The organism is Pseudoalteromonas sp. NZS71 (assembly GCF_015864715.1).
Classification (GTDB): Bacteria; Pseudomonadota; Gammaproteobacteria; order Enterobacterales; family Alteromonadaceae; genus Pseudoalteromonas; species Pseudoalteromonas arctica.
Genome location: NZ_JADYWS010000020.1, coordinates 92,985 through 104,394, shown reverse-complemented (window position 1 = coordinate 104,394; position 11,410 = coordinate 92,985). Strand labels below are relative to the sequence as shown.

The 11,410-nt window shown below is 38.3% G+C and carries 9 protein-coding genes; 7 read left to right on the top strand and 2 right to left on the bottom strand.

The features are described from left to right. Positions 1 to 153 precede the first annotated feature (153 nt). Positions 154 to 759 (bottom strand): TIGR04211 family SH3 domain-containing protein, encoded by a 606-nt coding sequence (locus I6E85_RS14240; RefSeq protein WP_007584830.1) that lies wholly within the window; start codon positions 757 to 759, stop codon positions 154 to 156. Between the two features lie 294 nt (positions 760 to 1,053). Here I6E85_RS14240 and I6E85_RS14235 point away from each other — a divergent pair, with 294 nt between their 5' ends. The 4 genes from I6E85_RS14235 to I6E85_RS14220 all read left to right on the top strand — a co-directional run bounded on the left by I6E85_RS14235 (position 1,054) and on the right by I6E85_RS14220 (position 6,358). Further along, a complete protein-coding gene (locus I6E85_RS14235; RefSeq protein ID WP_197237037.1) occupies positions 1,054 to 2,577 on the top strand; it encodes a CYTH and CHAD domain-containing protein in 1,524 nt (507 codons plus the stop codon). Next, the gene (locus I6E85_RS14230) at positions 2,578 to 3,243 is read left to right on the top strand and encodes an START domain-containing protein (protein WP_024589295.1); all 666 of its coding nucleotides are present in this window, start codon (positions 2,578 to 2,580) and stop codon (positions 3,241 to 3,243) included. Between the two features lie 87 nt (positions 3,244 to 3,330). After that, a complete protein-coding gene (locus I6E85_RS14225; protein WP_024589294.1) occupies positions 3,331 to 4,140 on the top strand; it encodes a phosphate/phosphite/phosphonate ABC transporter substrate-binding protein in 810 nt (269 codons plus the stop codon). Further along, positions 4,127 to 6,358: an ATP-binding protein gene (locus I6E85_RS14220; RefSeq protein WP_024589293.1), complete on the top strand. Its 2,232-nt coding sequence runs from the start codon at positions 4,127 to 4,129 to the stop codon at positions 6,356 to 6,358. The genes I6E85_RS14225 and I6E85_RS14220 overlap by 14 nt, the downstream gene beginning before the upstream one ends. 39 nt (positions 6,359 to 6,397) lie before the next feature. Here the strand turns inward: I6E85_RS14220 and I6E85_RS14215 are convergent, their stop codons facing one another. Continuing rightward, positions 6,398 to 7,915 (bottom strand): S10 family peptidase, encoded by a 1,518-nt coding sequence (locus I6E85_RS14215; RefSeq protein ID WP_024589292.1) that lies wholly within the window; start codon positions 7,913 to 7,915, stop codon positions 6,398 to 6,400. Between the two features lie 365 nt (positions 7,916 to 8,280). Here I6E85_RS14215 and I6E85_RS14210 point away from each other — a divergent pair, with 365 nt between their 5' ends. From I6E85_RS14210 to I6E85_RS14200, 3 genes are all read left to right on the top strand, one after another. Next, positions 8,281 to 9,504, top strand: a complete 1,224-nt coding sequence (locus tag I6E85_RS14210) for a response regulator (protein WP_024589291.1) — start codon at positions 8,281 to 8,283, stop codon at positions 9,502 to 9,504. 220 nt (positions 9,505 to 9,724) lie between these two features. Then, on the top strand, positions 9,725 to 10,063 hold the full coding sequence (locus I6E85_RS14205; RefSeq protein ID WP_004587162.1) for a P-II family nitrogen regulator: 339 nt from the start codon (positions 9,725 to 9,727) through the stop codon (positions 10,061 to 10,063). A gap of 9 nt (positions 10,064 to 10,072) precedes the next feature. Next, the gene (locus tag I6E85_RS14200) at positions 10,073 to 11,302 is read left to right on the top strand and encodes an ammonium transporter (RefSeq protein ID WP_010555509.1); all 1,230 of its coding nucleotides are present in this window, start codon (positions 10,073 to 10,075) and stop codon (positions 11,300 to 11,302) included. Positions 11,303 to 11,410 lie beyond the last annotated feature (108 nt).

Here is an 11,410-nt window from a genome sequence, read left to right as displayed (position 1 = left end):
TTCGTTAATCATAATGTGCCCTCAAACAAGATTTGAAGATCTGATCATGACATTGAGATTTAGTTCAAAAAAATCCCCGCTAATTTCTTAGCAGGGATTTGTGTATAAGAGACAGCTATAAAGCGGCTTTTTTGTATTCAATAGAAAGGAGGATTATGCCCAGCCTTCGTAGCGCTTACGACGCGACAACACTATCGTTAATATAATACCTAAAAACAGGCCTAAAAACGCAATAGCACCACCGTAAGTAAGTAGCTGACGTTTCTCTTTTGAGCTAGCAGCTTCTTTTTGGGTGCGCTCTTGTTCTAGTGTCGTTTTAAGCTTAGTAATTTGGGCCGATAACTGCAGGTTTTGATCAGTTAAAGTTTGGTTTTGCTCTTGTAGCTGCGGAAGTTCTATTTGAGCTTGGCGCAGGTTTTCTTGCATAGTGCTCATTTCGCTACTTAGTGTTTTGTACTGTTGGTGTAAGCCTGCCGTTTTGGTAACAAACTTAGTTTCTATCCAACCTTCGCGGTCTTTATCATCTTTAATTTTAATAAAGCCGTTTTCTTCAGCAGATAACAAGGTTAACTTTGTTCCAGCATCTACAGAGCCGAGTAGTCGATAATTCTTACTCGCACCAGAGCGCATAAAAGTATATAAATTATCGATAATATAAGCGGTGTTTGCATTAGTTGAATTTGCAGGTTTTGCTTCTTCTGCATAACTCATAAATGTGGTGGCTGTTAAAAGTAGCCCTAATAAACAATGTTTTAGCATTTATCTACCTTGTTGATCTAACTGCGTCCGTTATGAACGTGATTTTCATTTCACATAAGTAGTTAGATAGTATGGATTAAATAGCTCAATAGCAAGACTGATATTGTAACCCAGTAGCAGTTACCTAGCCCACTAGGTTACAAACCTCGCCCCGCGATTAAATTGCCTCTAGATAGAACGAATTTTAATCCACAAAGGTCAACAGGCACTAAAATAAGGCTAAAAAATTTGCATTGTTAGTGTGCTTTGTTTATTTTGAGCACTTATTTATTTTAAAGGTAATCCGCAAACCGAATGGATACTGAGATAGAACTGAAATTTTTGGTATCAGATGCCGTTATTCCACTGATCCCCTCGTTAATTACTCAATTTGCAAAAACGGTGAAGAATAAACCGTCACGCAGCTTACAAAATGCATACTACGACACGCCAAGCCGAGAGCTTAGAGCGCTTGACATAGGTTTTAGAACTCGCTGTTCTGACAGCGAATGCGAGCAAACTATAAAGCTTGCCGGTGAAGTTGTAGGTGGTTTACACCAACGTCCAGAGTACAATTTACCAATTGAATCAAGTCGCCCTAATTTAATGGCGTTTGATGCTGATATTTGGCCTCATGGCATGCAAATAAGCGCAATCTCAAAAAACTTGTATCCAATATTTAGTACTAACTTTATTCGTCGTACTTGGTTAATTGAAACCGAAAGTGGCGCTAAAATTGAAGTTGTACTCGATAAAGGTGAAATTGCGGCTTCGGGTAAAATTGAAATTATTAGCGAGCTTGAAATTGAGCTTGTTGAGGGCAGTCGTAATGAGTTGTTTGCGTTTGCAGATGTACTGGTTAGCCAGAACTGTATCCGTTTAGGATTATACTCTAAGGCCGCGCGTGGTTATCGCCTTGCAGATGAAAAACCTTTAACACCAAGCAAATCTATTGGTTTTGTTCAATTACCAAAGTCGACTACCCAAGAGCGTGCTTTAGTTGAAGCCATGAACTTTGGTATTCGCTTTGTGCAAAAGCATGAGCAATGCTATTTCGATAAGCCAAGTTTAAAAACGCTTAAACGCGTAACTGACGGCATTAGCCTAATACGCCATACTTTTTGGCTGTACGACGATATAGTATCCAAAGAAAGTACAGAACATTTACGTACAGAGCTTAAATGGTTATTAAGCGAATTAGCGTGGGTAGAAAACGCGATTCAATTAAAAACGTACACGTCTAAACGCCATGCTTTTTATAAAAAAATTAATGCAGCTCCAGCACTTACTCAAGTCATTGGTGATTTAAAAGAGTTACAGCCAAGCATTAACGATATAAATGCACTGTTTCATAGCGCGCGTTATAATCGTTTATTACTGTCGTTAACTACGTGGTTAATTGATAAACAGTGGCGTAAAGATTGGGGGCAAATAGAGCTTCAAGCGGCTGAGCAAAACGTGTCTTCCATTGCGAGTAGGCTTTTTAATAAAGACTGGAAAAATCTGCACGAATTACTCCCTAAAGAACAAACACTCGATGTCGCTTCGTATTTAAACCTGCGCACTCAACTTGAAAATAGCCTACTGAGCGGTAACTGTTTAGGATCGTTATTTGATAAAGAAGAACGCCTAGAGTTTAGATTGCCTTGGCTTGATATTTCTCATGGTATTTATGAATTAAGTACGCTTGAGTATTTAAAGCAATTATGTGCAGGGCAAGAAGACGAACAGCTTGCTAAAATCCAGTCATGGCTTGAACAAAAGTCTGAATATTTGGTCAGTGCCATGGAGCAAAGTCGCCTTGCTTCACTTGACATAGAACCTTACTGGCAAAAATAAATGATGCGCTTTTGTAATAAAATTCAATTGCAAAAGTGTTTATTCGTTATTTTTTTATTAGTTAGTTTTAACACTTACGCTGAGCCCATGTGGCATTTGTATAAAAACAAAAATGGCGTAAGTGTGTATTATCAAAGCCACAGTGATAATACCTTTGAAGTAAAAGCGCAGATGAGCGTGACAGGCGTATCCACCAATGAGTTTTTAGAATTACTTAGTGATACCGATGCCGCACCCCAATGGCTCGAAAATATATCTCAGGTAAAGGTTATTAAGCACATAAGCCCATCAGAAAATTTAGTGTACAGTTATTTTAATTCTCCTTGGCCTGTTAGAGATAGAGATAGCATTACTTATTCTTGTTATTCACAGTTAACTGCAAATAAAAGCCAATTGCTTATTAATGCTCGCCCTAATAAGCTGCCCAGAAATAATGGCGTTATAAGAATTACTACTTTAAATGCACGCTGGCTACTGAGTGAGGACAAAGGCCGCCTTGATATTGAGTACCAAGTATATGCTTTGCCTGATGGGGCAATACCTACTTGGCTAAGCAATAAGGTCGGATTGAAAAGTACTTACACCACATTTATGAACTTGCATCATATGCTCACAGATAAAAAATACACTCCAAAACTACCTGTAATCAAAGCAGGTCAATGCTAAATATCGAATATATAATAATTTAATGGTGTGTTGAGTAGTCTTTAACTACGCTTAAGCAATAATGACACGCTATTATTTGGAGAATTGATGAAGTATTTAGTGGCTATATTATGTTTGATACACAGCTCATTCTTATTAGCTCAAGAATATACCTTTGGTGTAGTGCCGCAATACGAGCCGCAAAAGCTAAATACTATTTGGCAACCTTTGTTAAAGCAAGTAAGTAAGCAAACGGGAGTAACAATAAAGCTAATTACAGTTGAGTCTATTCCTGTATTTGAAAAAGCCTTTGCTAATGGCGAGTACGACTTTGCATACATGAACCCATGGCATAGTGTTGTAGCATACGAAAAACAGGGATATTTACCATTAATAAAAGATGCAGGGCGAAAGCTGCAAGGTATTTTGCTCGTAAACAAAGACAGTGATATTGATAATTTAAGTCAACTAGAGGGCGCCGAAATAGCATTCCCTGCACCTAACGCATTAGGTGCGTCATTATTAATGAGAGCTGATTTAGCATTGTTATACGGGCTAACAATAAAGCCTGTATATGTCCAAACTCATCCATCGGTATATTTAAATGTTGCACTGCACTCAACAATGGCGGGCGGTGGTGTAATGGGCACATTTAAACAACAACCAGAAAGCTTACAAAATAAACTCAAAATTCTTTATAAAACGCGTGAAATTAGTCGCCACCCAATTGTCGCCCACCCAAGGGTTGATGCTGCAATACAGTTAAAAGTGCAACAAGCTATTTTAGATATAGGGCAAAGCCCAGAGCATAAACATTTGCTTGCAGGTATCCCAATTATTAAACCTAATATTGCAACTTTAGCTGAGTATCAGCAGTTAACTCAGTGGGGCTTACGCTCTTTTTATGTTGAAAATTAGAGGGTTTCGTAGCCTAAGGGCGCAAAGCTTTATTGTGGTATTGCTTTGTGGCTTGCTTATGGCCTGTCTTTTTATGTTTTACGCCTTACCTGAGCAAGCGCGTTGGGTAAACGATGGCCTTTCAAAGGCTGCTCAGCGTTCTTTAGCGCAGTTGTCGACTTCTATAACGACTCCGTTGTTAACTAGGCAATATGCAGAGCTATATGAAGAAATAGACAGTCAACTTCAAACTCGCCCTAATTGGAAAAGTATTAAAATTGTTGATGTTGATTCAAAAAACCAATTGTATCCGCTTGAGAATTGGGTTGGAGCAAATGAAAACGGCGACATGCTGTTATCTCAACAGGTGGAGTTTTTAGACAAACCGCTGGCTAATATTAGCTTGGTTGTTAATTTTACGAATGAAATTAACGAATCTTCAAAACTTCATTACACCTTAATATATATACAATTTATTATTTTAGTTATCGTTTTTATAGGTTTAGCTTGGCTGGTGGATTACAGGGTTACATCGCCTTTGAGGACGCTAAAACTTGGGTTTTCACGTTTAGCCAAAGGCGACTTTGATTGCCATATAGACAAACAACAACAAAATGAAGTGGGCAGTGTAATAAATGCATTTAATAATATGGTTGATGAGGTTGCGAATAACCATCAAAAATTAAATGCATTACGAATTCAAGCTGAGTCTGCAAGTAAAGCAAAGTCAGATTTTATGGCCAGTATGAGCCACGAATTAAGAACTCCATTAAATGCAATTTTAGGCTTAGCCCAGCTGTATGGATATGATGAGAATGCTAATAAAGTACAAAAAGAAAACGCGAAAAGCATTTATCAAGCTGGAGAGCATTTACTATTACTCATAGACGATGTGCTTGATTTAACGGCTATTGAGTCGGGTAATATGCAGTTTAGTTTTTCTTATGTGCCTATTAAAAGCATATTAGAAGAGTCAGTAGAGCTTGTCACTGAGCTTATTAAAGGGCAATCAATAACACTGCAAACTCACGGTTTTGAGTCCTTAGAAGGATTGAGTATTTATATTGATCAGCGCCGCTTTAAACAAGTGATGCTTAACTTGCTTTCAAATGCGATTAAATACAACAAACCAAATGGCAGCATTAATATTAATTGTCGGGTGTTAAGTAATAAACAATGCGAAATAGATGTAATAGATACCGGATGTGGATTTTCTCCAGATGACATTTCTCGCCTATTTAAACCTTTTGACCGCTTAGGCGCTGAAACCAGTAAAGTAAATGGAACCGGTATTGGTTTAGTGATAACTAAGCAGCTGGTAGAGCGTATGCAAGGGTCTTTGAGCGCACAAAGCGAGCAGCACAAAGGTTCTTGTTTTACGCTAAACTTTAACAGTTTTGATCAAACTGACTTGCCAGCACAAGTGCAAGCCCCTCAAATAACACAGCAAAGCTTAAATGCGGTAACGCTTCCTACGCTTGAGGTTTTAGTGGCAGAAGATCAAGTTACAAATCAGCAAGTGTTAAAACAGCAATTAACTATGCTTGGAGTGTGCTCTACTTTTGTAAGTAACGGTGAGCAAGCTTGGGAGGCCATACAAAATAAACGCTTTGATTTTTTACTAACCGACATTCAAATGCCCTTACTCGATGGGTTAGGGTTAGCCAAAAAAATACGCGAAAACACTCATTTTGATGAACTGATTATAATTGCAATTACGGCCAACATTACCAAAAACAACATAGATAATTGTTATGCTTGTGGAATGAATGGCTTTTTAACAAAGCCCATTGAGCTTGTTAAATTAAAGTCGTTATTGATGGAGCATTCTCAAACTATGGTCAATACACGTTCAGAAAAATCAGATGGTGAAAATATAGCTTCAGATAGTTTTGATCAATTAGATATTACGCTACTAAAAGCAATGCTTGGTGATGATCCTAGCGTACATTGCATGGTATTTAATGCGTTTTTACAAACAGCAGGGGAGCAAATTAAATTAGCTAACGCGTATGCTAAGAGTAAAAACTATGTTGATTTAGCTTTTCAGGCTCATGCATTAAAGTCGTCTTCAAAGTCTGTGGGGGCTATTGAGTTGGCAAATATATGCCAGCAGATAGAAACACAGGCAGAAAACGAAACAGTCAAAAATGAATATATACAGCAGCTGGAAGAGCGCTTTAACGATGTAGTCACACAACTTAAAAGCTATTGTTTACGATATGAAAAACGCACATAAAAAATGGCTCTTAAAGAGCCATTTTTTGTTTTAGGTATATTAGTATTTAGCCGCTTGCCCTTTTTTGGGTAAAGCGTGCTGTATAAAGTCACGTAAATCGTTATTAGAGCTTTCTAAATCAGCGTGGCGAAGGTACATCATGTGTCCGCTTCTGTAGCCTTTAAAGCTCAAACGGTCTTTCATTTTACCGCTTGGGTCTAATTGCCATAACGTATATTTAGCGTCAAAGTAATTGGTTGCGCCATCAAAGTATCCTGATTGGATCATCACGTTTAAGTAAGGGTTTTGCGCCATTGCTAAACGTAGATTTTCGCCTGTATTATTACCGGTTCTATCCCATGGATGGACATTACCAAATAAGTTATATTTTACATCAGTTTTATAGTTTAACTCTTCACGTAAGTAGTGATTAATTGCAGGAGTGAAAGAGTGTAACCAAGAGGTAAGTTCAGCCCAGTAGTCTGGGGACTCACCTGCGTCGCGTTTATCCATTCCTAAATAACGAGAATCTAAGCGACCTATAGTTTGACCACGTTCACGTAGTAGCTCTTTCCAGAAAAACTGAGTTGGAATATCTAAGTTATTTTGTTCAACAAATTTTTCTGATAAGCCAGCGTAGTGCGCCATTTTTGTAATTATGCGTCGCTTTTCATCAGCATTAATAAAGCCACCTTTAGCAAGCGCAGGGATTAACTCATTTACAGTAAACTCTTCAACTTCAGGTAATAACTCATCAAGATCTTTAGCTTGTAAATCGGCGTTAAGTGCTTTGTGATACCAAGCAGTCGCTGCAAAGTAAGGTAGGCGGTTAGCGGCTTTAATCGGGCCGTCGCGCTTAATACCAATATCAGTAGGTGATACGAGAACAACACCGTTTATGTACATCCATTGACTATTTTGAAGCTCATGAGCAAGACCTGATACACGTGTTGTACCGTAGCTTTCACCAATTAAAAATTTAGGCGATCGCCAGCGCTCAGCTCTATTTACAAAAGTATTTAACCACTCAGCAAGGTATTTAATATCGGCATTAACACCAAAAAATATCTCTTTTTGTTTTGCTTTAGAAGGAAGTTCGCCTTTTTCGTTTTCAAGTACGCGAGAGTAGCCTGTATTTACAGGGTTTACGTAAACAATATCGGCAATATCAAGTACAGAATATGGGTTGTCTTTTACGCCATAAGGTTGAATTGGATAGCCTTCGTCATCAATTTTTAATACGCGAGGGCCAGTATAAGCAAGGTGCATCCATACAGAAGCCGAACCTGGCCCGCCATTAAATGAAATAAGTAATGGGCGAGTTGTCCTGTCGTCAACTTTGTCGCGTGTATAGTAGGTGTATTGCAATGTCGCAACCGCGTCGCCTTTATCATCCCATACAGGTTGTGTGCCTGTGGCAACGGTGTAATTAAAGCGTTGACCGTTGATTTTAGCTTTATGTTGAGTAACAACTTTGCTGTCTACATCAATACGACGTTGGTTATCGGCAAGCGTGCTTGTACTGATTATTAATGCAATAACAGTTATCGGTAAACTGATAATACGACTAAGCTTCATTAGGTGTCCTTATTATTGTTGATACACCATTAAAGACATTAATGAGTTAAATAACAAAAGTATTGAGACTAGTGGCCGATAATACTAGTTAAGTAAGGTATTAATGCGCTTAGAGACGCACGCTAACCACTTTTATAGTTATTTGGGATTTGGTTTCTTTATTTAGTTAATCACAGAATTCAGGTATATTGCGGGCCTACTTGTATTGATTTTATATACAGGCTATCACCAAAAAAATCTAATGGATTACGCTTTCAAGCACATAAGTGCACTCTACACCGGATGTTTATGACTAATGCTATTGCAGTAATAGCGTTGTATTTGTCGTTTTGTTACAAAATTAATTAAAGGTAAAGAGAAGCTTTATGCAAAGAGTATTAGTGGTTGAAGACAGTAAAGTAGTGCAGCAGGTGCTTCGCCACTTAACTGCACAATACCTTGATGTAGCAATTGATTTTGCTTGGTCTTTAGCAGAATGCGCTACGTTCGTAGAAAAGCACGATTATACGCTTGCGTTAGTTGATTTAACTTTGCCAGATGCTCCGCACGGTGAAGTTGCAAAATATACTTTATCTAAAAAAATTCCTACGGTTGTTTTAACCTCAAAAATAGATGAGTACAAGCGCCAACAAATGCTTGAATTGGGCGTAGTTGATTATGTTATTAAAGATAATCGCGATTCTTACCATTATGCCGTTAAGCTCGTTGCGCAATTACTCAGAAATCAAGGCTGTAAAGCACTAATAGCAGATGACTCATTACTTAGCCGCTCGTTAATGAAGCAAATGCTAGAAAAGCAATTGTTTGATGTAACAGATGCCCATGATGGACAACAAGCACTCGAAATATTAAAAGCTAACCCTGATATAAAGCTACTTATGACCGATTATGCTATGCCCTCTATGGATGGCTTTGAACTAGTCAAAGCGGTACGTAATTTTAGAGGACGAGACGACTTAGCAATTATTGGCTTGTCGGGCGCGGGAAAGCATGGCCTATCAGCACGATTTATTAAATATGGCGCCAATGACTTTTTAACAAAGCCATTTATGAATGAAGAGTTTCATTGTCGAGTACTTCAAACAATGGAGCAACTGTCGTTAATTTCAGATATTAAAGAAAGCGCACATAGGGATCACTTAACAGGGCTTCATAACCGACGCTACTTTTATCAATATGCAGAAAAGCTCCTTAAAAGTAAAAACCAGAAAAATACTTTGGCATTGCTTGATATCGATTTTTTCAAAAACATTAACGATACATTAGGCCATGAAGGCGGCGATCAGGCTTTAAAGCAGGTTGGTTCATTAATACGATCTACGTTTTCAAAGTTTACGGTTGCACGGGTTGGCGGGGAAGAGTTTGCCATAATATTACCTGAAATAGAGCTAGAACGCGGTCGTGAATACTTTGAAGCATTTAGGAAAAAGATGGCTAGTTACGATTTTTCTATTAGCGATAAATCAATTAAAATTACCACCAGTATAGGCTTGGCTGACTTTCAAGACACTAGTCTAACGCAGGCTATGCGTGTTGCTGACAAAGCATTATACGAAGCTAAAAACCAAGGCAGAAACTGCGTGGTATAACCCTTCTTAAACAAAACTAGGTACGTGATAAATATATAGAGATATAGCACGCACCAATGTAGCTGACTTGTTAAATTAACGCACCTAATTGGTGCGTTTTTTTTGATCTTGAGTTTGTATTTTTTACTAAGTGGCTGTTTTTAATTGATATAAAATAGTGGCACAAAGGTTGGATTGTTTAACCCAATAGGATAACAATAAAGAGTCCGAGGGGGCCGCTATGAAAATGATTAGTGCAATCATAAAACCATTTAAATTAGACGACGTGCGTGAAGCACTCGCTGATTTAGGAATTGAGGGGATGACAGTAGTTGATGTTAAAGGTTTTGGACGTCAACGAGGTCATACTGAGTTATATCGTGGTGCAGAATACCAAGTAGATTTTATTCCTAAGATCAAACTTGAAATTGCAACTCGTACTGAAAATTGTCAACGCGTTGTTGAAGCAATCACTAAAATTGCATCAACAGGTAAAATTGGTGACGGTAAAATTTTCGTGTACGACTTGGATCAAATTGTTCGTATCCGTACTGGCGAACTAGACGAAGAAGCAATTTAAGGGGGTCTCATGGAAAATACAATAATAGAACTAAAGTTTTCACTCGATACCTTCTATTTTTTAATATCAGGTATATTAGTAATGTGGATGGCAGCAGGTTTTGCCATGTTAGAGGCGGGCTTAGTTCGCTCTAAAAACACAGCTGAAATTTTAACTAAAAATGTCGCGCTATATTCAATTGCATGTACGATGTTTTTATTAGTTGGCTACAACATTATGTATGTAGACAATGCCGAAGGTGGTTTTATTCCTTCAATAGGCGCTTTAATTGGTACACAAGCTGCCGATGCTGACCATTCTTTAGAATCTGACTTTTTCTTCCAAGTAGTATTTGTTGCAACCGCTATGTCGATTGTATCGGGTGCTGTTGCTGAGCGTATGAAACTGTGGGCTTTCCTAGGTTTTGCTGTAGTACTAACTGGTTTTATTTACCCTATTGAAGGTTACTGGACATGGGGTGGTGGTTTCTTATCTGAAATGGGCTTTGTTGATTTTGCAGGTTCTGCAATTGTGCATGGCGCAGGTGCAGCGGCTGCACTAGCTGGTGTATTAATCTTAGGTGCTCGTAAAGGTAAATATGGTAAGAACGGTGAAATATACCCAATTCCAGGTTCAAACTTACCACTTGCTACACTAGGTACATTTATTTTATGGATGGGTTGGTTTGGCTTTAACGGTGGTTCTCAATTACTACTTTCGGATAAAGAAAACGCAACTGCAGTAGGCCAAATATTACTTAACACCAATGCAGCAGCTGCAATGGGTGCTATTGCAGCACTGTTTGTATGTAAAGTACTTTGGGGTAAATCAGATTTAACCATGGTTTTAAATGGTGCATTAGCTGGCTTAGTTGTTATAACAGCAGACCCTCTATCTCCATCACCATTAATGGCATGTCTACTTGGTCTACTTGGTGGTGCACTTGTTATATTTAGTATCATAGCACTTGATAAAGTTAAGATTGACGATCCAGTGGGTGCTATCTCTGTTCATGGTACGTGTGGCGCATTAGGTATTATGTTAGTACCGCTAACCAATGGTGACGCAAGCTTTGTTAATCAGTTAACGGGTCTAGTATGTATTCTTGCCTTTGTATTTGTAGCATCATTTATTGTTTGGACTGTGCTTAACAAAACAATGGGTATACGAGTAACCGAAGAAGAAGAACTAAACGGTATGGATCAACACGATTGTGGTATTGAAGCCTACCCAGAGTTTGTTTCTGTTCGAAATAGCTAATAGTTTATTTAAATAATAGTGTGTTTACACAAAGCCCTACTTCGGTAGGGCTTTTTTTGTTTCAGGGGGGGTTAACTTTTCGGATGTTACGATATACCCAATATGCTA

Coding starts and splice junctions, on each gene's coding strand:
- I6E85_RS14240 (WP_007584830.1), bottom strand. CDS start 759: ATGCTAAAACATTGTTTATTAGGGCTACTTTTAACAGCCACCACATTT.
- I6E85_RS14235 (WP_197237037.1), top strand. CDS start 1,054: ATGGATACTGAGATAGAACTGAAATTTTTGGTATCAGATGCCGTTATT.
- I6E85_RS14230 (WP_024589295.1), top strand. CDS start 2,578: ATGATGCGCTTTTGTAATAAAATTCAATTGCAAAAGTGTTTATTCGTT.
- I6E85_RS14225 (WP_024589294.1), top strand. CDS start 3,331: ATGAAGTATTTAGTGGCTATATTATGTTTGATACACAGCTCATTCTTA.
- I6E85_RS14220 (WP_024589293.1), top strand. CDS start 4,127: ATGTTGAAAATTAGAGGGTTTCGTAGCCTAAGGGCGCAAAGCTTTATT.
- I6E85_RS14215 (WP_024589292.1), bottom strand. CDS start 7,915: ATGAAGCTTAGTCGTATTATCAGTTTACCGATAACTGTTATTGCATTA.
- I6E85_RS14210 (WP_024589291.1), top strand. CDS start 8,281: ATGCAAAGAGTATTAGTGGTTGAAGACAGTAAAGTAGTGCAGCAGGTG.
- I6E85_RS14205 (WP_004587162.1), top strand. CDS start 9,725: ATGAAAATGATTAGTGCAATCATAAAACCATTTAAATTAGACGACGTG.
- I6E85_RS14200 (WP_010555509.1), top strand. CDS start 10,073: ATGGAAAATACAATAATAGAACTAAAGTTTTCACTCGATACCTTCTAT.